Annotated in this window: 23 protein-coding genes and 1 pseudogene; 17 read left to right on the top strand and 7 right to left on the bottom strand. The window is 63.8% G+C overall.

Annotated features, from left to right (window positions below):
- Positions 1 to 40: 40 nt before the first annotated feature.
- Positions 41 to 778 carry a 3-oxoacyl-[acyl-carrier-protein] reductase gene (fabG, locus tag Q7T45_RS23785; RefSeq protein WP_304874088.1) on the bottom strand — a complete coding sequence of 246 codons (738 nt, stop codon included), beginning with the start codon at positions 776 to 778 and terminating at the stop codon, positions 41 to 43.
- 23 nt (positions 779 to 801) lie between these two features.
- Entirely contained in the window at positions 802 to 1,755 is a 954-nt protein-coding gene (gene fabD / locus Q7T45_RS23780; protein WP_304874085.1) for an ACP S-malonyltransferase, read from the bottom strand.
- 348 nt (positions 1,756 to 2,103) lie between these two features.
- On the opposite strand from fabD, the gene rpsF reads away from it, so the two are divergent.
- The 4 genes from rpsF (at position 2,104) to rplI (ending at position 4,588) form a co-directional block, all read left to right on the top strand.
- The gene (gene rpsF / locus Q7T45_RS23775) at positions 2,104 to 2,574 is read left to right on the top strand and encodes a 30S ribosomal protein S6 (protein WP_304874083.1); all 471 of its coding nucleotides are present in this window, start codon (positions 2,104 to 2,106) and stop codon (positions 2,572 to 2,574) included.
- 5 nt (positions 2,575 to 2,579) lie between these two features.
- Complete coding sequence (gene rpsR / locus Q7T45_RS23770; protein WP_002711478.1) at positions 2,580 to 2,819, top strand: 30S ribosomal protein S18; 240 nt, start codon at positions 2,580 to 2,582, stop codon at positions 2,817 to 2,819.
- A 139-nt stretch (positions 2,820 to 2,958) separates the two neighbouring features.
- Positions 2,959 to 3,936: a DUF2232 domain-containing protein gene (locus Q7T45_RS23765; protein WP_304874067.1), complete on the top strand. Its 978-nt coding sequence runs from the start codon at positions 2,959 to 2,961 to the stop codon at positions 3,934 to 3,936.
- A 55-nt stretch (positions 3,937 to 3,991) separates the two neighbouring features.
- Complete coding sequence (gene rplI, locus Q7T45_RS23760; RefSeq protein ID WP_304874065.1) at positions 3,992 to 4,588, top strand: 50S ribosomal protein L9; 597 nt, start codon at positions 3,992 to 3,994, stop codon at positions 4,586 to 4,588.
- Positions 4,589 to 4,617: 29 nt separating this feature from the next.
- Here the strand turns inward: rplI and Q7T45_RS23755 are convergent, their stop codons facing one another.
- The 3 genes from Q7T45_RS23755 to Q7T45_RS23745 form a co-directional block, all read right to left on the bottom strand.
- Positions 4,618 to 5,094, bottom strand: coding sequence for a PaaI family thioesterase (locus tag Q7T45_RS23755; RefSeq protein WP_304874064.1), 477 nt, complete (start codon positions 5,092 to 5,094; stop codon positions 4,618 to 4,620).
- A gap of 11 nt (positions 5,095 to 5,105) precedes the next feature.
- Complete coding sequence (locus Q7T45_RS23750; protein WP_304874063.1) at positions 5,106 to 5,687, bottom strand: TetR/AcrR family transcriptional regulator; 582 nt, start codon at positions 5,685 to 5,687, stop codon at positions 5,106 to 5,108.
- Between the two features lie 124 nt (positions 5,688 to 5,811).
- Entirely contained in the window at positions 5,812 to 6,675 is an 864-nt protein-coding gene (locus Q7T45_RS23745; RefSeq protein ID WP_304874061.1) for a hypothetical protein, read from the bottom strand.
- A gap of 287 nt (positions 6,676 to 6,962) precedes the next feature.
- Here Q7T45_RS23745 and Q7T45_RS23740 point away from each other — a divergent pair, with 287 nt between their 5' ends.
- On the top strand, positions 6,963 to 8,213 hold the full coding sequence (locus Q7T45_RS23740) for a cyclopropane-fatty-acyl-phospholipid synthase family protein (protein ID WP_304874060.1): 1,251 nt from the start codon (positions 6,963 to 6,965) through the stop codon (positions 8,211 to 8,213).
- Between the two features lie 38 nt (positions 8,214 to 8,251).
- Here Q7T45_RS23740 and Q7T45_RS23735 read toward each other — a convergent pair whose 3' ends face one another.
- Positions 8,252 to 8,458 (bottom strand): transcriptional regulator, encoded by a 207-nt coding sequence (locus Q7T45_RS23735; RefSeq protein ID WP_304874059.1) that lies wholly within the window; start codon positions 8,456 to 8,458, stop codon positions 8,252 to 8,254.
- A gap of 135 nt (positions 8,459 to 8,593) precedes the next feature.
- On the opposite strand from Q7T45_RS23735, the gene Q7T45_RS23730 reads away from it, so the two are divergent.
- The 9 genes and pseudogenes from Q7T45_RS23730 (at position 8,594) to tcmP (ending at position 17,828) form a co-directional block, all read left to right on the top strand.
- Complete coding sequence (locus Q7T45_RS23730; protein WP_304874057.1) at positions 8,594 to 8,716, top strand: hypothetical protein; 123 nt, start codon at positions 8,594 to 8,596, stop codon at positions 8,714 to 8,716.
- A 277-nt stretch (positions 8,717 to 8,993) separates the two neighbouring features.
- Complete coding sequence (locus Q7T45_RS23725; protein WP_304874055.1) at positions 8,994 to 10,496, top strand: replicative DNA helicase; 1,503 nt, start codon at positions 8,994 to 8,996, stop codon at positions 10,494 to 10,496.
- A gap of 60 nt (positions 10,497 to 10,556) precedes the next feature.
- A complete protein-coding gene (gene alr, locus Q7T45_RS23720; RefSeq protein WP_304874053.1) occupies positions 10,557 to 11,795 on the top strand; it encodes an alanine racemase in 1,239 nt (412 codons plus the stop codon).
- Between the two features lie 78 nt (positions 11,796 to 11,873).
- Positions 11,874 to 12,591, top strand: a pseudogene (locus Q7T45_RS23715) (exodeoxyribonuclease III).
- A gap of 110 nt (positions 12,592 to 12,701) precedes the next feature.
- Positions 12,702 to 13,025, top strand: a complete 324-nt coding sequence (locus Q7T45_RS23710; protein WP_304874052.1) for an NIPSNAP family protein — start codon at positions 12,702 to 12,704, stop codon at positions 13,023 to 13,025.
- A 174-nt stretch (positions 13,026 to 13,199) separates the two neighbouring features.
- Positions 13,200 to 13,928: a sulfite exporter TauE/SafE family protein gene (locus Q7T45_RS23705; protein ID WP_304874049.1), complete on the top strand. Its 729-nt coding sequence runs from the start codon at positions 13,200 to 13,202 to the stop codon at positions 13,926 to 13,928.
- Between the two features lie 28 nt (positions 13,929 to 13,956).
- Positions 13,957 to 15,357 carry an adenylate/guanylate cyclase domain-containing protein gene (locus Q7T45_RS23700; RefSeq protein WP_304874047.1) on the top strand — a complete coding sequence of 467 codons (1,401 nt, stop codon included), beginning with the start codon at positions 13,957 to 13,959 and terminating at the stop codon, positions 15,355 to 15,357.
- A 128-nt stretch (positions 15,358 to 15,485) separates the two neighbouring features.
- Positions 15,486 to 16,775: a hemolysin family protein gene (locus Q7T45_RS23695; protein ID WP_304874045.1), complete on the top strand. Its 1,290-nt coding sequence runs from the start codon at positions 15,486 to 15,488 to the stop codon at positions 16,773 to 16,775.
- A 165-nt stretch (positions 16,776 to 16,940) separates the two neighbouring features.
- Positions 16,941 to 17,828: a three-Cys-motif partner protein TcmP gene (gene tcmP / locus Q7T45_RS23690; RefSeq protein ID WP_304874043.1), complete on the top strand. Its 888-nt coding sequence runs from the start codon at positions 16,941 to 16,943 to the stop codon at positions 17,826 to 17,828.
- Here the strand turns inward: tcmP and Q7T45_RS23685 are convergent.
- The gene (locus tag Q7T45_RS23685) at positions 17,798 to 18,550 is read right to left on the bottom strand and encodes a DUF5131 family protein (RefSeq protein WP_304874042.1); all 753 of its coding nucleotides are present in this window, start codon (positions 18,548 to 18,550) and stop codon (positions 17,798 to 17,800) included. The genes tcmP and Q7T45_RS23685 overlap by 31 nt on opposite strands.
- A 173-nt stretch (positions 18,551 to 18,723) precedes the next feature.
- Between Q7T45_RS23685 and radA the strand changes: the two genes are divergently transcribed.
- The 3 genes from radA to Q7T45_RS23670 all read left to right on the top strand — a co-directional run.
- Positions 18,724 to 20,199, top strand: a complete 1,476-nt coding sequence (gene radA / locus Q7T45_RS23680) for a DNA repair protein RadA (protein ID WP_304874041.1) — start codon at positions 18,724 to 18,726, stop codon at positions 20,197 to 20,199.
- Between the two features lie 158 nt (positions 20,200 to 20,357).
- On the top strand, positions 20,358 to 20,984 hold the full coding sequence (locus Q7T45_RS23675) for a CvpA family protein (RefSeq protein WP_304874039.1): 627 nt from the start codon (positions 20,358 to 20,360) through the stop codon (positions 20,982 to 20,984).
- A gap of 32 nt (positions 20,985 to 21,016) precedes the next feature.
- On the top strand, positions 21,017 to 21,627 hold a 611-nt coding region (locus Q7T45_RS23670), incomplete at its 3' end, for an amidophosphoribosyltransferase (protein ID WP_304874123.1).

Here is a 21,627-nt window from a genome sequence, read left to right as displayed (position 1 = left end):
CGGAAACCACCCAAGCGGTACATAAGGGCTGGTAACCGGTTCAAAACATGGCCATTCCGCCATTGACGTGAATCGTCTGTCCGGTCACGTACGCGGCTTCGTTGGAGGCAAGATAGACCGCCGCCGCGGCGATATCTTCGGGCGTTCCCAGCCGCGCCGCAGGAACTTTCGACAGGATCATTTCGCGCTGCTTGTCGTTGAGCGCGTCGGTCATCGGCGTCTTGATGAATCCCGGTGCGATGCAGTTGGCGGTGACGTTGCGCTTGGCGTATTCCGCCCCCAGCGTCTTGATCATGCCGATCAGCCCCGCCTTCGACGCGGTGTAATTGCCCTGCCCCGGGTTGCCGGTGACGCCGACGATCGAGGTGATCGCGATGATGCGGCCGAACCGCTTGCGCATCATCAGCTTGGTCGCGGCGCGGGCGAGGCGGAAGGTCGAGGTCAGATTGACCTTGATAACCTCGTCCCAGTCCTCATCGCGCAACTGCACGAACAAATTGTCCCGGGTAATGCCGGCATTGGCGACGAGGATATCGACCTGCCCCATCGCCGCCTCGGCCGCGGGCACCAGGGCCTCGACTTCGGCGCTGTCGGACAGGTTGCAGGGCAGCACGTGAACGCGCTCGCCCAACTTGCCGGCGAGCGTGTCCAGCACCTCGCGCCGCGTTCCGGAAATGGCCACCGTCGCGCCCTGGGCGTGCAACGCCTGGGCGATCGCATTGCCGATGCCGCCGGTCGCGCCGGTGACGAGCGCCGTCCTGCCAGTCAAATCGAACATCAATATCTCCTCCCGGCCACCACCTAATGCGATGCGGCCAATGCGTCCTTGGCGCCGGCGATATCGCCGGGGCCGCCCACTGAAATTCCGACCGCCCCGTCGGCGATGCGCTTGACCAGGCCGCTCAGCACCTTGCCGGCGCCGATCTCGAAAAATCGCGTTACCCCGTGGCTCGCCATGTAGGCCACCGATTCGCGCCAGCGAACGGTGCCGGTGACCTGTTCGATCAGGCGGCGGCGAATTTCGTCCGGATCGGTAATCGGCGCGGCCAGCACGTTCGAGACCAGCGGCGAAGCCGGTTGCCGGATGGTGACGTCGGCCAGCGCCTCGGCCATGGCCTCGGCCGCGGGCTGCATCAGCCGGCAATGGAACGGCGCCGACACCGGCAGCAGCATGGCGCGCTTGGCGCCCTTGGTCTTGGCGATCTCGAGCCCGCGCTCGACCGCGGCCTTGTCGCCGGAGATGACGACCTGGCCGCCGCCATTGTCATTGGCGGCCTGACAGACCTGGCCCTGGGCGGCCTCCTCCGCAACGGCTACCGCCGCCTCATAATCGAGCCCGAGCAGCGCCGCCATCGCGCCGGTCCCCACCGGCACGGCCTTCTGCATGGCAAGGCCCCGGATGCGCAGCAGGCGCGCGGTGTCGCTGATGCTGAAGCTGCCGGCCGCCGCCAGCGCGGAATATTCGCCGAGCGAATGCCCGGCCACGAAGGCGGCATCGCGTCCGACCGAGAAGCCGGCTTCGGTCTCCAGCACCCGCAGGGTGGCGAGCGACACCGCCATCAGGGCGGGTTGGGCATTTTCGGTGAGCTGCAGGGTCTCGGCCGGACCGTCCCAGATGATGGCGGTGAGTTTCTCGCCGAGCGCCGCATCGACCTCGTCGAAAACCGCGCGCGCCGCCGGAAAAGCCTCGGCCAGCGCCTTGCCCATGCCGACCGCCTGGGAGCCCTGCCCCGGAAAGGTGAATGCTGCCGTCATCGGCGCTCCCTGAACGTACCAAATCCCTAAAGTTGGGCCGAAAGACACCGCGGCGGCCGGTTATGTCAAGCCGCCGGACGGGTTCCCCACCGTGCGACGGGGCCTGCCGGGCGGAAGGCTTTCCCTTGCCATTGCGCTCAAAATCCTTATAAACCGCGCATCCGTGGATCCCGGCCGGGAGCTGAACGGACGGTCTCAGCAATTTCACCTTCCAGGCGATTTTGATGCGGCAGGGCCAGTCGGTCCGTCGTCCCGTGCTTCCGCCTTCTGAGCTTAATCCCGAGTCCTTTCCGAAGGTCTCGAAGGGCTTGCCGCCGGGAACCGCGCCAACACTAGGAAAGGACACCCATGCCTCTTTACGAGCATGTTTTTCTCGCGCGCCAGGATGCGAGCACCCAGCAGGTCGAAGAACTGACCACCCAGATGACCGGCATCGTCGAAGGTCTCGGCGGCAAGGTCGTCAAGATGGAAAGCTGGGGCGTACGCTCCCTCACCTACCGGATGAACAAGAACCGCAAGGCGCACTTCGTGCTGCTCAACATCGACGCCCCTTCGGCGGCGGTCGCCGAAGTCGAGCGGCAGGAGCGAATCAGCGAAGACGTGATCCGCTATCTCACCGTTCGCGTCGAAGAGCACGAGGAAGGTCCCTCGGCGATGATGCGCAAGGCCGATCGCGACCGCGATCGCGACGACCGTGGCGGCGGCTTCCGTGGCGACCGCGAAGGCGGTTTCCGGGGCGATCGCGACGGCGGTGGCTATCGTGGTGATCGGGGTCCGCGCCGTCCGCGTGACGATGCCGAAGCAACGGTTGAGGAGTAAGAATCATGGCTGAAGCTGGTGCACGCCGTCCGTTTTTCCGCCGCCGCAAGACCTGCCCGTTCACGGGTCCGAATGCGCCGAAGATCGACTACAAGGATTCCAAGCTGCTGATGCGTTACGTTTCCGAGCGCGGCAAGATCGTGCCGAGCCGCATCACCGCCGTCTCCGCCAAGAAGCAGCGTGAACTCGCCCGCGCCATCAAGCGCTCGCGGTTCCTCGGCCTCTTGCCCTACGTGATCAGGTAACGAACTTTTCGATCCGCGGCGTCCGCGCCGCGGATCCAAGTTATCTTCAAGATTTTCATAAGGCTTCCGGGTCGTCCGGTCGCCGATGGTTGGGGTTCTCAAGGGAACCTCTAACCGCTCGAAGGGAGCGGGACAGCTGATGACCATGATCGTTCTCATCGCCATTGCGGCCGGCTGTGCGTCGGCGCTGATGTTCGCCTCGATCATCTCGGGCGCGCTGATCTCAATCGTGCTGCTCTACTTCACCGCGTTGCCGTTGATGGTGGCGGGGCTGGGATGGGGGCCGCTTGCCGCCACCATCGGCGGTATCGGAGCGGCCACCGGCCTCGGTGTGATCTTCGGCCTGCACATTTCCATCCCCTTTGTCGTCATGATGGCGCTGCCTGCCTGGTGGCTCGGGCACCTCGCTTTGCTGGGACGGCCGGTTGCCAGTGCCGGATCGAGTGAAGGCGCGACGCCGTCGGCCCCGCCTGTCATGGAATGGTATCCGGTCGGCCGCATCCTGCTCTGGATCGCCGGTTTTGGCACGCTGTCCACCATGGCGACCCTGCTCACGCTGGGCACCGACGGTGCCACCATCACCGAGACCCTGCGGGCAGCCTTGCTGCGCGTTCTCGGTCCCCGCGTCGAGGCTTCGGGTGACGAGATCAAGCAGCGGATCGATGTCGCGTTGATCATCTTGCCCGCGGCCTTCGCCACCAGCGCCATGACAATGCTGATGCTCAACTTCTGGCTGGCCGCCCGGATCACGGCAATGTCGGGACGGTTGCGTCGCTCGTGGCCCGACCTGAAGAGCACCGAGTTGCCGCCGATGACGCTCGCGGCATTGTCGGCCGCCTTCGCGTTCTGTTTTTCCGGCGGGCTGCTTGCGATGCTGGGCCAGACCGTCACCGCGGCGCTGCTGATGGTTTACGCCGTGATCGGCTTCGCGGTGCTGCACACGCTGACGCTTGGTCTGAAGGGCCGCGGGCTCTGGCTCGCCTGCAGCTATACCATGGTGGTGGTGTCCGGCGGCTGGCTCATCCTGGCGATGGCCGCCCTCGGCATTGCCGACGCGCTCTTCAAATTCCGCCAGCGATTTCTGCACGGGAGGCCGCCACCCCTGCCCGCGTCCTGAAATCTACGCTTCACGTCAACTTCACAATCCAACATCACCAACAAGGAGAACGAATATGGAAGTCATTTTGCTCGAGCGCGTCGCCAAGCTGGGCCAGATGGGCGAAGTCGTCCGCGTCAAGGACGGCTATGCCCGCAATTTTCTCTTGAAGCGCAACAAGGCGCTGCGCGCCACCTCGGACAACCGCGCCAAGTTCGAGGGCATGAAGGCCGATCTCGAAGCCCGCAATCTGCAGGCCAAGGGCGAAGCCACCAAGGTCGCCGAGAAGATCGACGGCCGCAACGTCGTCGTGCTGCGTCAGGCCTCCGAAACCGGCCAGCTGTTCGGCTCGGTGACGGTGCGCGACATCATCGCGTCGTTCGAGGCCGATAAGGTCACCATCAGCCGCAGCCAGGTGATGCTGGACGCGCCGATCAAGACCATCGGCAAGCACAACATCGCCATCGCCGTGCATCCGGAAGTCGAAGTCGCCGTCAGCGTGACGGTCGCGCGCAGCGCCGACGAGGCCGAGCGTATCAACCGCGGCGAAGACATCTCCACGCGTCAGGAAGATCAGGACGCCGCCGCCGAAGCGCTGGCTGCCGCCGGCGAATTCTTCGATCCGGAAGCCCGCCGCGACGACGAACCGCAGGAAGAAGCTTCCGACAAGTAACGCCGCCTTGCGGCACACCAAGCCCGGCCTCAGGCCGGGCTTGGGATTCTGGCCTTCACTTGATCCGGCAGCATCGCGATCGACGCCAGCGCGGTCGCGGTGTGCTTCTCTATTCCGTCGATGACACAAAACACATCGGCGGCAACCACCGCGACCTGCCGTCCCGGCTTGATGACGCGGGCCCGGCAGATCAGGCGATCGCCGGATGCCGGCGACAGCAGATTCAGTTTGTACTCCGCCGTCAGCGCCGGCTGGCCGCGCGATGTCGCCGCCGCGATCGTGGTCGCGTTGTCGACCAGGAAGGCGGTGACGCCGCCATGGAACAGGCCATGCTGCTGCAACAGCTCCGGCCGCCGGTCGACGGCGAGCGTGCACGATCCGCGCGCCAGTTCGGAGAGTTCGGCACCGACATGGCCCATAAAACCCTGCCGGCCGACGCTGTCGCGGATTCGTCGTGCGATGGGCGCGAAATCCGGATCGGGCTTCACGTCGGGATCCTGCGTCATGGCTTGCTCCGTCAAGGTTTGCCTCCGGTGTCGGCAATGGGTTTCGGCGCCACCAGCGCACGAATCGCGCAGGCGATCAGGACGTCGGCCTGGAGCCTCGGATCGCTGCGGTCGCGGCCCGACAGCCAGGCGCGGCAGAAGATCTGCGCGGGCCCGATGATCTGGCTGAAGAACAGCGTCGCGGTCATCGGCAGCAATTCGCCGCTGACGATCAGCGGCGCGCGCCAGCGCTCGACGCCCTCGCCGAGGCGCGAATTCTGTGCCCGCTGCGCGTCCCTCACCTCTTCGGTCCATTCGCTGCGGGAAATCTCGAACAGATAGCGCGCCTCGCGCCGGTTATTCACCACCCAGTCCAGATGCGCGCGGATCAGGCGATCGATGCCCTCCGGCGCGCCGCAGGGCGTATCGATCGACGCCAGCACCGCGGCGTGATAGCGCTGCAGCACTTCCAGAAACAGCGCGCCCGCCAGTTCTTTCTTCGATTTGAAGAAATGGAAGAAGCTGCCGTTGGAGGTCCGCGCGCGGGTGCGAATGGCCGCAACCGTGGCTCCCTCGAAGCCGTCGCGGTCGAACACCGCCAATCCCGCGGCCATCAGATCCTCTCGCGCGCCAGCGACCACATTGGCTCCTCGAATTGCACCTGGATCATTACTCTAGAGCAATACTCTAGTGCTGATCAAGCCCGGTCGCGGGCCGGAACGGCGGTGTCGCGAAAATCTATTGGGAGATCGGAGGTGCGGGCGGTCCCGCGGGGGGGACCGGGGGCAATGGCGGGCCGGAAGCCTTCGCCGGCGGAGCTGGCAGCATCGCCAGCGGCGGCGCAGGCATGGCTGCCGGCTCCGATGAGCCGCTGGAGATGGCGGCCGACATCGCTGGCGCGGGCGTGACCGGCGGCACCGGATCGGACCGCAGCGCCGGGGTTTCGCCGTTCTCCTTCGGCGCAGCTACATGGGCGGACTGCGAATTCGCCTCGCCAGGCGGCTTGGCGGCGGCATCCTTGACCGCTTCCTTGGCAGGTTCGCTCTTCGCCGTATCGTCTTTCACCGCCTCGCTTTTGGCCGGCTCATCCTTGGCGGCATCGACCTTGGGCGGCTCTTCTGGCTTGCCGCGCTTGCTCAGCTTCTGCTTGGCAGCGGATTTGCGGCCGTCCGGCCCGGGAGCGATCGCGGCCTGTTGCGGCTCACCGTCGGGCCTGGCGGCCTCCGGCGCCGGTGCGGGGCGGATCGGGCGGCCGTTGCGATCGAGCTGCTCGGGGGCTGCGGGTTTCGCATCCTTGGCCTGCTGGGTCGGCTTGGCACCGCGGGGATCCGGCGCCGTCGCCCCGTTGGCGATCAGAAAGGCGCTGAGCTGCGAGGCCATCTCGCTGGAGGTGGTATAATGCTGGCGCAGGAAACCCGGCAGCGATCCAGGCGCCACGGTCTTCAGGAGACCCCGCGCTCCCTTGTGGCAGGCGGTGCAGGTGCCCGAGAAGATCTGGGAAGGGCTCTTGCCGGCCTCAAGATTTTGCGCCCGCACCGGGATCGCCGCGAGACAGCCGATCAGAAGCGTCACCGTCGCTAAACTGAGCGCTCGGCTCAACATTCTCATGGTTCTCCAGAAGCGGAATTGGCTTCCCAGCGTCCCAAATCCGGCACGGGTGGCAGCGGTCACCTTTTAGCCGATTATGACGCGAATGGAAGCGCACATATAACGCATCTGCGTGAACGCGAAAATTCCGAATATCCGCTTTGTGTACAATGCACTAGCGCCATCGCAGCATCGCTATTATGGTTGGGACGCGGCGCGCGGGGACCAGTCGATCCCCGTTTTCGCTGGCTGTGATGGCCGCTACGCCAGCCTCGTTGGGATCGCTCAGTTTGGTGGTTTCGATGGACCGTTTGTTGCGTTACTTCCTGCAGCAGTTCATTCGCCGCGGCGCGTTGACCTTCACGACCGCGAGCGGAGCCAAATTCAGCTGCGGCGACGGCACCGGTGAGCCGGTTGCAGTTCGATTCCTGACCACCGACGCCGAACGCCGGGTTCTCCTCAACCCTGAGCTTGCGCTGGGCGAAGTCTACATGGACGGAACCTTCGTCGTCGAGAATGGCTCGATTGCGGATGCGCTGGCGATCCTGATGGATCAGCCAGAAATAGTGCCGCGCTGGGCCAGACTGCAATGGTTTCTGCGGTATCTCGTCAGGCATGCCAAGCAGTTCAATCTGCGCCGCCGATCCCTTGATAACGTCGCGCATCATTACGATCTCGACGGCCGGCTCTATTCCCTCTTCCTCGATGCCGACAAGCAATACAGCTGTGGCTATTTCGAAACGCCTGACGCGACACTCGACGACGCCCAGCTTGCCAAGAAGCGCCATCTCGCCGCCAAGCTGCTGATCCGGCCCGGCGACCGCGTGCTCGACATCGGCTCCGGCTGGGGCGGCCTCGGCCTCTATCTGGCCGACATGACCGGCGCCAACCTCACCGGCGTCACGCTGTCGACCGAACAATTGCAGGCGTCGAACGCCCGCGCCGCCGAGCTGAACCTAGCGCCATCGGCCAAGTTCTTCCTCGAGGATTATCGCGACATTCCCGGCCCGTTCGAGCGCATCGTGTCGGTCGGCATGTTCGAGCATGTCGGCGTCGATTTCTACGAGACCTATTTCAGGCGCTGCGCCGAGCTGCTCACCGACGACGGCGTGATGATGCTGCATTCGATCTGCCGTTCGGAGGGACCCGACGTCACCAACCCCTGGATCACCAAATACATTTTCCCCGGCGGCTATATCCCCGCACTATCCGAGGTCACGCGCGCGATCGAGCGCGCCGGCCTGCTGGTGTGCGACATCGAAATCCTGCGGATGCATTATGCGGAAACGCTGAAAGCGTGGCGCGAACGGTTCATGGCGCGGCGGGAAGAGGCGGTGCGGCTCTACGACGAGCGCTTTGCGCGGATGTGGGAATTTTACCTGGCGTGCTCGGAAATGTCGTTCCGCAAACAGAACATGATGAACTTCCAGATCCAGCTTTCCAAGCGCCAGGGCGTTGTGCCGATGACCCGGGATTACATCGGCGACGAAGAGGCCCGGCTTCGCGGCGTCGAGCGTGGCCGGCGGCCGCGGCTGCAGATCGCAGGCGAATAGGCCTGCGATCCAGGAAGTTCTCAAGTCCTGTCAAAGTTCTAGTGACGCAGGCTGAAACCGGACACCTGGTGGACATAGGGCGCCGCAGGACGCGAAAGCTGCGCAAATACGGCGGCCACTACCGACCGGTCGCAGGGCTGGCTGCGCAGTTCCGAACGGGAAACCTGTTCCATGGTGTCGATCAGCATCGAGAGCCATAATTTCTCGCCGCCTGTCGATCGCCATTTCTGAAGCTGCTGGCCCATGGCCTATTCCTAATCTGCCCCCGTTACCAATCCTGCCGCCGGCCACCCGTTCCCTGCGACTATAATTTCAACAAAAATTAACCGAATGTGATCTGCTTCACATACGGGTTGCCCGGGCTGTCCTAAACGATCGAAATGGCCCAGAAAACCTACCCATCACAGTTCGATCCGCAGTCCGACATCGGCACCGACTACGCCCTGATCGCGACCGGCGTCGGCGCTGCCCTGGCCGCGCTGATCTACCTCCTCCTGATCTGATCAGCCGGGGGTAGCGGTTCGGAACTCGTATCGCGCCTCCAGGGGTAAGTAGTCCCCGCGCGGGATAGGGTTCAAGCTTCGAAGCAGGTTTTCTCAGAATCCGGTCAAGCGGAATGCGTCCGGGTCAGGCTTCATCCACCAAAAAATATCAGAACCGTGCATAAGAATTGAAGTGGCTTCCACTGTCGGCCGGACTGGCGCTTTAGTCGCGTCCGCTTCCGATTCCTGGAACCGCCCCAATCCCTAAAACCACCCCAATCCAAAGAACAATCCAACGATGGCCCTGACTGATTCGAACGTCCTCAAGCTCGCGCCCGATCCGGGAACTCCGGCCTATCGGAGCGCACCGCATAATATCGAGGCCGAACAGAGCCTGCTGGGCGCGATCCTGGTCAACAACGACGCGTTTTATCGGGTTTCGGACTTTCTGGAGCCGAAGCACTTTCTCGAGCCGATCCATCAGACCATCTACGAGACCGCCGGCAGCCTGATCCGGATGGGCAAGGTCGCCACCCCGGTGACGCTGAAGACCTTCGTGCCGGCCGAGACCGATCTCGGCGGCATGACGGTCGGCCAGTACCTCGCCCGGCTCGCCGCCGAAGCCACCACCATCATCAACGCCCAGGATTACGGGCGGACGATCTACGAACTGGCGCTGCGCCGCGACCTGATCCGGATCGGCGAGGACATGGTCAATGTCGCCTACGATGCGCCGGTGGATTTTGCGCCGCGGGCGCAGATCGAGGACGCCGAGCGCAGGCTGTACGAACTGGCCGAATCCGGCCGCTACGACGGCGGCTTCCAGGGCTTCGCGCAGGCGATGAAGGTCGCGCTGGATATGGCGGCGAACGCCTATCAGCGCGACGGAAAGCTGTCGGGCACGGCAACGGGGCTGCGCGACCTCGACGCCAAGATGGGCGGGTTGCAACGTTCCGACTTGATCATCGTCGCCGGCCGTCCCGGCATGGGCAAGACCGCGCTCGCCACCAATATCGCCTACAATGTGGCGAAGGCACATGAAGCCCAGGTGCAGGCCGACGGCACCATGAAATCCGTCAATGGCGGCATCGTCGGTTTCTTCTCCTGCGAAATGTCGGCCGAACAGCTCGCCACCCGTATTCTCGCCGAACAGACCGGCATCTCGTCGAGTCTGATCCGGCGTGGCGGCATCAGCCAAAGCGAATTCGACACCATTCGCGATTATACGATCGAACTTCAGCATCTCCCGCTCTTCGTCGACGAAACCGGCGGCCTCTCGATTTCGCAACTGACCGCGCGCGCGCGCCGGCTGAAGCGGCAGAAGGGCCTCGATCTGATCGTGGTCGACTACATCCAGCTGCTGCAGGGCTCTGGCAAACGCGGCAATGACAACCGGGTGCAGGAAGTCACCGAGATCACCACCAGCCTGAAAGCGCTGGCGAAGGAACTCAATATTCCGGTCATCGCCCTGTCGCAGCTGTCGCGCCAGGTCGAAAGCCGCGATGACAAGCATCCGCAATTGTCCGACCTTCGCGAGTCCGGTTCGATCGAGCAGGACGCCGACGTCGTGCTCTTCGTCTACCGCGAGGAATATTATCTGCAGAACAAGGAGCCAAAGCCCGGCACGGAAGAACATGGCAAGTGGCAGATTGAAATGGATAATGCTCACGGAAGGGCCGAAGTCATTATCGCCAAGCAGCGCCATGGGCCGACGGGCACCGTTCCATTGCAGTTCGAGGGCCAATTCACGCGGTTCAGCAATTTGGCGGACGACGGCCAATTGACGGCACAGACCTACTGACGCGGCTTCTGGCGAATCTTGCCCGGTTGAACCGCGGCAGGCCTGCGCGTAAAGTGCGGCATGAACATTATCACCGACCCGAAGCTGGCTCCGCCCGGCTCCATCCTCTCGGCTGAAGCCAACCAGGCGGCTGCGCTGGCGACCGCCACCGCTGTCCTCACCGTCGATCTCGACGCCATCATTGCCAACTGGCGCAAGCTCGAGAAGTTGGCGGTGCCGGCCGAATGCGCCGGCGTGGTCAAGGCCAACGCCTATGGCTGCGGCGCCGAACAGATCGCGCGCGCGCTCGCCGGCGCCGGCTGCAAGACGTTTTTCGTGGCAACCCTCGACGAAGCCCGCGTGGTCCGCGCGGCGGTGCCGGCGACGGCGGCGATCTATGTGCTCGACGGCTTTTTCCAGAACAGCGGCGAGGCCTACGCCAGAATCGACGCCAGGCCTGTGATCGGCGACCTCAACGAACTCGCCGAATGGGACGTGTTTTGCCGCCGCACCGGCTGGGCCGGCGGCGCCGCCATTCACATCGATACCGGCATGAACCGGCTCGGCCTGACCATCGTGGAAGCCCAGGGCATCATTCCCCGGATCAACGCCGGCGATCACGGCATCACGCTGGTTATGAGCCACCTCGCCTGCGCCGAGACCCTCAACCATCCGACCAACGCCAGGCAGCTCGCCACCTTCCGCGAGATCGCCAGCCTGTTTTCCGGCGTGCCGGCGTCGCTGTCGAATTCGTCCGGCCTGTTCCTCGGCGCCGCGTTCCAGTTCGACCTGGTGCGGCCCGGTTGCGCGCTCTACGGCGTCAATCCGACGCCGGAGGCCGACAATCCGATGCAGCCGGTGGTCGAGGTCAAGGCCCGCATCGTGCAGATCCGCAATATCGAGAAGGGCGACAGCGTCGGCTACGGCGGCACCTGGAGCGCGCGGCGACCAACCCGGCTCGCCATCGTTTCCGCCGGCTATGCCGACGGTTATTTCCGCGCCGGCAGCAGCAATGACGGCACCCGCGGCGCCGAGGTGATGGTGGCCGGCAAGCGCTGCCCGGTCGCGGGCCGCATCTCGATGGACCTGATGGCGATCGACGTCACCGACCTCGACAAGAGCGCGGTGCGGCGCGGCCACATGGTGACGCTGATCGGCGAAGGCATCACTGTCGACGAACTCGCGCACCATTTCGGCACGATCGGCTACGAAGTGCTGACCAGCCTCGGTTCGCGCTATGCCCGGATCTACAAGGGCGGCGCCGCGACCGATGACCCGACGGCCGCCGCCCCTCAACCGGCTCCCGTGATACCGGCCTGACGATTTCGTCGGGCCATGAAAGTCGCCACCTTCAACATCAACAATATCAACCGCCGCCTGCCGAACCTGCTGCGCTGGCTGCATCGGGCAAAACCCGACGCCGTCGCGCTGCAGGAATTGAAGTGCACCGACGCCGACTTTCCCATCGATGCGATCGGCAAGGCCGGCTACGGCGCGGTGTGGCGCGGTGTGGCGCGGCCAGAAAACCTGGAACGGCGTCGCCATCCTGGCGCGCAAGGCCGATCCAGTGCTGATCCGCACCGCCCTGCCCGGCGATCCCGAGGACCACGAAGCGCGTTACATCGAGGCCGCCGTCAACGGCATCGTCGTCACCAGCATCTATCTGCCGAACGGCAATCCGCAGCCGGGGCCGAAATTCGACACCAAGCTCGACTGGTTCAGGCGGCTCCGGCTGCACGCCGCGAAATTCATCAAACAGGATATTCCGGTGGTGCTGGCGGGCGACTACAACGTCGCGCCGACACCGCTCGATATCTATCCGACCCGATCCTGGGACAAGGACGCGCTGATCCAGCCGAAGAGCCGCGCCGCGTTCAAACAGCTGGTGGCGCAAGGCTGGTGCGACGCGATCCGCGAACTGCATCCGGACAAGCCGATGTTCAGTTTCTGGGATTACAAGCGCAACCGCTGGCCGCGCGATGCCGGCTTGCGACTTGACCACCTGCTGCTGAGCCCCGCGGTGGCCCCGCGTTTGCTGAAGGCCGGCGTCGATCGCAAGCTGCGCGGTGAGGAAGGCGCCAGCGACCACGCGCCGGCGTGGATTGTGCTGCGCTAGGCGCCTCGTGTTCTGATTTTCACTGATTTTCTTGTTGGGTGGCCCCGCAGAGCCTTTTCGGTTCTAATGAATCAGTCAGCCCACGATTTTTTCAAGGAGAGAACCACGCCATGGCTATCTATGAGCTGCGCACCTACACCCTCTACGTCGGCAAGATGTCCGAAGCCGTGAAGCTGTACCAGGAGATCGGATTCCCGGCGATGGTGAAGGGCGAGCACGACAAGAAGCTGATCGGCTACTTTCAAAGCGACGTCGGCACCATCAACCAGATCGTTCATCTCTGGAAATTCGACGACGACGCCGATCGCCGCGAATCCTGGAAATTACTGTTCGCCAATCCTGACTTCATGAACTTCGCCGGCAAATTCCGCCCGATAGTCATGACGCAGGAGGTAAAACTCCTGCTTGCGGCGCCGTGGGGTCCGCATCCGTAGACGCCGTAGCCCGGATGGAGCTAGCGGTCGCGCGAATGCGCGCCCGATGGCGCAATCCGGGGTCGCGATACGGATGAGCCAATCCCGGATTGCGCTGCGCTCCATCCGGACTACGCTTGGGCCGCATGGTTCGATATGCGGCGAAGACGCCGCTCCTCGTCGCGGAGCCACCCCTTGACTTTCCTCTTCGTCCTCGTGGTCGGGCTCGCCGCCGGCACCATCTCCGGCATCGTCGGCACGGGGTCGTCGATCATGCTGATGCCGGTGCTGGCCTATCAATACGGCCCGCAGCAAGCGGTGCCGATCATGGCGGTCGCCGCCGTGATGGCCAATTTTTCCCGCATCATGGCCTGGTGGCGCGAGGTCGACTGGCGCGCCTGCGCCGCCTACTCCGTGACCGGCATACCGGCCGCAGCACTCGGCGCGCGCACGCTGCTGGTGCTGCCGCCGCACGCGGTTGATATTTCGATCGGGCTGTTCCTGATCGCGATGGTGCCGGTGCGGCACTGGCTCGCCCGCTACCAGCTGAAAGTGTCGCTCTGGCACCTCGCCATCGGCGGCGCCGTGATCGGCTACATCACCGGCATCGTGGTGTCGACCGGGCCGCTGAGCGTGCCGCTGTTTCTGTTCCATGGGCTGACAAAAGGCGCGTTCCTCGCCACCGAAGCCGCAAGTTCGCTCGGATTGTATGTCAGCAAATCCCTCACCTTCCAGCAGTTCGGCGCGCTGACCGGCGATGTCGCGCTGAAGGGCCTGATCGCCGGTTCGTCGCTGATGGCGGGCGCCTTCATCGCCAGGCGCTTTGTATTGCGGCTCGAGCCGGACGTGTTTCGGCTGGTGATGGATGGTATCATGCTGGTGGCCGGGGGTGCGATGTTGTTCAACGCGTTCATCGAGGCATGATCCCGATGCGAAATCAGGAGTGAGTGGTTTGAGCGTATTGGCGGATACCAGCGACATTCCCGATTCCCGCGGCGCGCCGGTTGAACGAACCGAGGCTCAGGCCACGCTGAGATTCGCGGAGGCGGCCCTTGCCGACAGCAAGCGTGAGGGCCTGCTGCTGGCGGTCCGCGCGCGCTGGGTGGCGCTGGCGGTGACCGCCGTCACCCTGCCGATCATCAATCCGAACTGGGAAGTGACCTACTACGTCGTGATGCTCGGCTTGTTCGCGTTGAACGGCTGGGCCCAGCTCAAGGTCGGCAAGACCGCCGGCCGGTCGGGCGCGGAGCTGTTTCTGATATTTTGCGATCTGGCGCTGCTGACCTTCCTCAGCGTCGTGCCCAATCCCTGGAGCGCGGTCGATTGGCCGCTGGCCATGCAGTTCCGGTTCGACAGCTTCATCTACTTCTTCATTTTCCTGGCCACCGCGACGATGGCCTATTCGTGGCGCACCGTGGTGGCGATGGGCTTCTGGACATCGGCGCTGTGGGTGGCTGCCGTCACCTGGGTTTACCTGCAGCCCGAAACCCATGCCGCGCTGTCCGAGCGCGTGCGCGCCGCCACGGGCGCCGATATCAGGCTGTTCGAGATCATCGACCCCTCGGCGATCGGATTCGGCGGGCGGTTTCAGCAAATCGTCGTTTTCCTGCTCGTCGCCATGATCCTGGCATTGGCGGCGCGCCGTTCCAATGCGCTGCTGGTCAGCCATGCCGGGATCGAACGCGAACGCACCAACCTCGCGCGCTACTTTTCGCCTAACGTCGTCGCCGAGCTTTCGAAGAACGACGATCCGCTGAAACAGGTTCGAACCCAGGATGTCGCGGTGCTGTTCGCCGATATCGTCGGCTTTACCGCCTATTCCGACGGCCGCAGCCCGACCGAGGTGATCGGCACGCTGCGGCGCTTCCACGAGCGGATGGAGCGCGAGGTTTTCCGCCATGACGGCACGCTGGACAAATACCTCGGCGACAGACTGATGGCGACATTCGGCACGCCCTTCACCGGGGAGTGCGACGCCGGCAACGCGCTGCGTTGCGCGCAGGCCATGATCGGCTCGATGGACGAATTGAATCTCGAACGAAAGCATCGTGGCGAGCCGCCGATCCAGCTCAGCCTCGGCCTGCATTACGGCCCGGTCGTGCTGGGCGACATCGGATTGAACCGGCTCGAATTCGCCGTGATCGGCACCACGGTCAACGCGGCGAGCCGGCTGGAATCGCTCACCCGCGAATTCGGCTGCGCGATGGTGGCCAGCCACGATCTGGTGCAGCGGGCGCGCGTGGAGGGCAAATGCGCGAACACCGATTTCATGCACCTCGTCGAGAAGCCGGCCTGCGCCGTCCGCGGCATCGAGCAGCCCGTCGCGATCTGGACGCGCGCAAATAACGCATAGGCCTGACACGCAGGTTCTGGCAAGTTCGGCTGGCAATCCCCATATCGGGCTTGCTGCCGAGCCGCGGGGCGGGGCGGAACCTGTGGGATCAAGCGGTTTACAGCGATCCCGTTCAAGAAGGCGCAAGCGTGCTCTACCTGGAACTCGGGATCGTTGCGGTCCTGATCGTCGTCAATGGCCTGCTCTCGATGTCGGAGCTGGCCATCGTTTCCTCGCGGCCGGCGCGGCTGGCCGGACTAGTCGCCAAGGGCGTTCCCGGTTCTCGCCGCGCGCTCGCGCTGGCCTCCGATCCCGGCAAGTTTCTCTCCACCGTGCAGATCGGCATCACCCTGATCGGCGTGCTCTCGGGCGCCCTGTCCGGCGCGACGCTGGGGTTGCGTCTCGCCACGTGGCTGACAGAAGTCGGGCTGTCGAAGGGACTCGCGGATGCGATCGGCGTCGGTGTCGTCGTCAGCGCGATCACCTATTTTTCGCTGATCGTCGGCGAACTGGTGCCGAAGCAGATCGCGCTGCGCGATCCCGAGGCGGTGGCCGTCAGGGTAGCGCCGGCGATGACGCTGCTGGCAACGGTTTCGCTGCCGCTGGTGTGGTTGCTCGATCGCTCGGGCAAGGCGCTGCTTTGGCTGCTCGGTCAGCGGGGCGAAGCGGAAGAGAGGGTCAGCGAGGAGGAAATTCGAACTCTCGTCGTTGAGGCCGAGAATGCCGGCGTGCTGGAGCCCGGCGAAAAGGAAATGATCGCGGGCGTGATGCGGCTCGGCGACCTGCCGGTCGGCGCGGTGATGACGCCGCGGCATGAAGTCAGCATGATCGACGTCAGCGATCCGATGGCCGGGGTGGCGACGACCATCGCAGGCAGCACGCATTCCCACTTCCCGGTATTCGACGGCGACCGCGACCACGTGCTCGGGATCGTCAACGCCAAGGATATGCTCGACGCCTGTCTGTCGGGACAGACCCCGGACATCAGCCGGTTGATCCGCCAGGCACCCATCATTCCCGAAACCGTCGATGCGCGGGATGTCGTCGCGATCCTGCGTGACTCGCCGGTCCACATGGGTCTCATTCACGACGAATACGGCACCTTCCAGGGCGTCGTGACCCGCGCGGATATTCTGGAGGCGATCGTCGGCTCGTTCCACACTGAAGAAGGCGCGCCGGAGTCCGCCTTCGTGAAACGCGACGACGGCTCCTATCTGATCTCGGGCTGGATGCCGGCGCTCTGGTTTGCCGATCTGCTCGGCATCGCGCTGCCGGCTTCGCGGCCCTATCAGACCTCCGCCGGCTTCCTGCTGCAGGCGTTCGGCACCATTCCCGGCGTCGGCGACAAGATCGAGGCCGGCGGCTGGCGGTTCGAGATTGTCGATCTCGACGGCAGGCGTATCGACAAGGTGCTCGCGACCCGGTTGGATGCCGCCTAAACGGCAGCCGGGCTATGATCGCGCCGCCGTAGGCCGAGGGCTGCATCTTGTCAGCGCGATCTGTGGAAGCTAAGAAGTTGCAGAAGCACGTCCTGACAACTCCACCGCAGGAATGTCTGGCGGACCATCGGAACCGTCCTGTTCTGAGATTGCAAAGGCGCGTTGATGCCAATCGATCATGAGTTCGGCGACCAGCACACCGAGCTCAAGCTATCGATCGTCGAAAAATACCTAAAATTCTTCACCACCGCGCTTAGGGGTAAATTCGACGAACTTTGGTACATAGACGCCTTCGCCGGGACTGGTTCTCGCACCGTGCGCCATGAAGAACGAGCGGCCGGTCTCCTGGACGCAGGTGAGCCGGAAAGAATCGAACAACGACGCGGGTCAGCGAGAATCGCAGTCGATGTAAAGCCTCCCTTTGATTTTATTGTTTTCATCGAGAGCAAGCCTTCATACGTTGAAGCGCTTCAGGAATTGGCTGCGAACCATCTCAATCGAAGAATTGTGGTGATCAAGAACGACGCCAACGATGCCCTGAAATCGCTCATCGCCGCCAATAGTTGGCGATCTACCAGAGCCGTCCTCTTTCTTGATCCCTACGGGATGCAACTGGAATGGTCCACGTTAGAGAAGGTTGCCGCGACCAAGGCAATTGACGTTTGGTTTCTGTTTTCTTTGGCAGGCCTTTATCGACAGGCCACGCGGGAACTATCTAACATCGACGAGCACAAGCGCGCCGCCCTTACCCGAATGTTTGGATCCGATGCTTGGGAGCAAGAGCTCTATCCTAAGACAATGCGAGAGGACTTGTTTGACGGAATCTCCGAAGAGCCGCGACGCCGTTCGGCAGACGTAGCCGGCCTGGAAGCCTATGCACGGTCTCGACTGGAGACAATTTTCGCTACGGTGCTTAAGCCGTTACCTCTGCCTTTGCATAAGAAACCACAACGATTCTCACTATTTCTGTGCATATCGAACGATGATCCGAAGGCGATAGGCTTGGCGACGAAGATCGGCAATCACATACTCAAGGCAGGGAGTTCATCATAGGTGCGACCGCGCAGCAGGCGACCAGCCGCCTTCTTGTTCTTGCCGCCCCACTGCTTGAAGAAGAATGCCGTCCCTGATCGGCGACACATCGCCTCAATCTCGTCGACCCACTCTGGCTTCATCTCGCGGGCACGCGGGCCGCTCTCACCGCCGACAATCGCCCAATCGATGCTGGTCAGATCGCCCTGAGCCACCGATCCGATCAGCGGCTCCAGCGAAACGAACCTGATCGCAGCCGGCACCCGCCGAATTGCATTCAACCGATACAGAACGCGATCGTCTTCAACGCTGGCGCCAAGCCAGACGTTCGACAGAATTTTGAATGGAGGCTTGGCGAGAACCTCGGCCATGCGCTCAGGGCGCTTCGTGAGGATTTGATAGGTATGCCGAGGCGTGTCCTTCATCACGTCCCAAACCCGAGCGATGAATTCAATCGGTACATCATCATGAAAAAGGTCGGACATCGAGTTGACGAAAACCTTGCGTGGCTTGGACCAAGCGCGCGGGACATCGAGCGATTTCTCGTCCACTCGAATTTTGCCCGTCCAGACAGCCCGCCCACCGCTTTTGCGGGTGAGGCCGCGGTACTTTTCGGTGCCCATTGCCTCAAGCCGAGCCGCCATCCGCATGGCATAGCAATTTGTGCAGCCTGCGGTGAGCACGGTGCAGCCGGCCACTGGATTCCAAGTTGCGTCAGTCCATTCAATCGATGTTTCGGCCATGGAATTCCCTCAAGTGCCGATAAAATCTCAGGAAAGTGGTTAGATTTGGTTACGCGCCTTTCCTCCCGGAAGGTGCCTTCATCAACAGCGACAAGCGAGTTTTCTGTCGCGAACCAATTCTTAATAGGTTATAGAACAAAATAAGAACACCCGAATCCGGCGCACCTCACCCCATGGCCAAGAACACCCTTTCCTTCGTCTGCCAGAACTGCGGCGCGGCGTTCAATCGCTGGCAGGGCAAGTGCGAGTCCTGCGGCGAGTGGAACACGCTGGCGGAGGAGGATACCACCGGGGCCACCTCGATGCCGGTTTCGATCCGCTCGAAACGCCGGGGCCGGCTGTTCCAGCTGGAAACCATCACCGGCAAGAGCCAAGAGGCCCCTCGCCTGTCTTCCGGGATGGGCGAACTCGACCGGGTCACCGGCGGCGGTTTTGTGCGCGGCTCGGTGCTGCTGGTCGGCGGCGATCCCGGTATCGGCAAATCGACGCTGCTGACGCAGGCGACGTCCCTGATGGCGCGGGCCGGCCATCGGGTAGTCTACATTTCGGGCGAAGAAGCGGTGGCGCAGGTGCGGTTGCGCGCCGAGCGGCTGGGCCTGGCCGATGCGCCGGTGCAGCTGGCCGCGGAAACCTCGGTCGAGGATATCGTCTCCACGCTGTCCGAGGGCACGGTGCCGCGGCTGATCGTGATCGATTCGATCCAGACCATGTGGACCGACACCGTGGAATCCGCGCCGGGCACGGTGACCCAGGTGCGCGCCTCGGCGCAGGCGCTGATAAGGTTCGCCAAGAAATCCGGCGCCACCATCATCCTGGTCGGCCACGTCACAAAGGACGGCCAGATCGCCGGCCCCCGCGTGGTCGAGCACATGGTTGACGCGGTGCTGTCGTTCGAGGGCGAAGGCTCGCAGCAATTCCGGATTCTTCGCGCGGCGAAGAACCGGTTCGGGCCGACCGACGAGATCGGCGTGTTCGAGATGACCGGCCTCGGCCTGCGCGAGGTCTCCAATCCGTCCGAGCTGTTCCTGTCCGAGCGCGATCTGGGCAGTCCGGGCACGGCGGTATTTGCGGGAATCGAAGGCACCCGTCCGGTGCTGGTGGAATTGCAGGCGCTGGTGGCGCCGACCACGCTGGGCACGCCGCGGCGGGCCGTGGTGGGCTGGGATCCGAGCCGGCTGTCGATGGTGCTGGCGGTGCTGGAGGCCCATTGCGGGGTAAAACTGTCCGGCTACGACGTCTATCTGAATGTCGCGGGGGGATTGCGGATCCAGGAGCCGGCCGCGGACCTCGCCGCCGCCGCCGCTCTGGTGTCGTCGCTGGTCAATGCGCCGCTGCCGACCGATGCGGTCTATTTCGGCGAGGTTTCGCTGTCGGGCGCGGTGCGGCCGGTGGCGCAGACCTCGGCCCGGCTCAAGGAGGCCGCCAAACTCGGGTTCGGCCGGGCCGTGCTGCCCGAATCGGCGCGCGGCGACGTCGGCGGCGATGCCGGGCTGGTGCTCAATACCGTCGGCGGATTGACCAGCCTGGTGGCGGATATCGCCGCCCGCGGCACGCCCAGAAGCAATCAGGAACGAAATCGTGAGGGCCGGGAGAGTACGGCAGTGGAGAAAAATGCCACACCGGCGAGATTCCGGCGTCAGGAGGGCTAGTCGGGCGTGACGTCACCTGCCCCCGCCGCTATACAACCCGCGCACGGGGTGGGAATAGCGATTTCCGGCCTTGCGGGGCGCCCGGTATGACCGTCACTTAGGGTGGCACCGACGTTGCCGATTCGCAGTTTTGACTTACGAGCGGACCTGACCAGCCGATGCCGATAACGATACTCGATCTCATCCTGCTCGCGGTGATGCTGATCTCCGGCCTGCTCGCGCTGGTGCGCGGTTTCATGCGGGAGATTCTCTCGATCGCGGCATGGGGCGCCGCGGCGCTGGTCACGCTCTATGCATTCGGCAAGCTGCTGCCGACCGCGAAAACCTATATCCAGAACGAGACCATCGCCCAGGTCGTCGTGGTCGCCGGCGTGTTCGTCGGCACCCTGATCGTCGTTTCCATCGTCACGGTACGAATCTCCGACATGATCCTGGATTCCCGGATCGGGGCGCTGGATCGCACCCTCGGATTCCTGTTCGGGCTGGCGCGGGGGCTTTTGATCCTGGTCGTCGCCTATCAGTTCTTCATCTGGCTGGTTCCGGACAAGCAGCGGCCGGACTGGGTCACCGCGGCGAAGTCCCGGACCGTGCTGGATGGAACCGGCCAATGGCTGATGTCGCTCTTGCCGGATGACCCCGAGAACACCATCTTGAAGAGATTCAAGAAGAATAAACCAGACGATGAGCAGACTGACGCGGAGCCGGCGACGCCGGCCCCGGCCGACGGCTATAGCAAGGCTGCCCGCGACGGCTTGAAAAAGCAGATCGACAAAGTCGGGCGTTGATACCAGGCCAACAGAGAGGCGCGATGGACGAGATGAAAAACCCTTCCGATCCCGCCCACCATCTTGACCTGAACCCCACCGCGATCGAGAAGCTCGACGCTGCGGCGATCGAGCTGCAGGACGATCTGGAAGGCGACACGCTACGCGAGGAATGCGGCGTGTTCGGCATCTTCGGCCACCCGGAAGCCGCCGCCATCACCGCGCTCGGGCTGCACGCCTTGCAGCATCGCGGCCAGGAAGCCGCCGGCATCGTCTCCTTCGACGGCTCCCGCTTTCACTCGGAGCGACGGCTCGGCCTGGTCGGCGACACCTTCTCCCGCCGCGAGGTGATCGAGCGCCTCCCCGGCAGCCTCGCCGTCGGCCATGTGCGCTACTCCACGACCGGCGCCACCATCCTGCGCAACGTGCAGCCGCTGTTCGCCGAGCTCAATGCCGGCGGTTTCGCGGTCGGCCACAACGGCAACCTCACCAACGGGCTGACCCTGCGCCGCGAGCTGGTGCGCAACGGCGCCATGATGCAATCCACCACCGACACCGAAGTGATCCTGCACCTGGTGGCGCAGTCGAAGCGCGCCCGCTTCATCGACCGCTTCATCGAGAGCTTGCGCGCGATCGAGGGCGCCTATTCGCTGGTGTCGATGAC

It is taken from the genome of Bradyrhizobium sp. (assembly GCF_030646015.1).
Lineage (GTDB): Bacteria > Pseudomonadota > Alphaproteobacteria > Rhizobiales > Xanthobacteraceae > Bradyrhizobium.
This window is presented reverse-complemented; position numbering and strand designations above follow the sequence as displayed.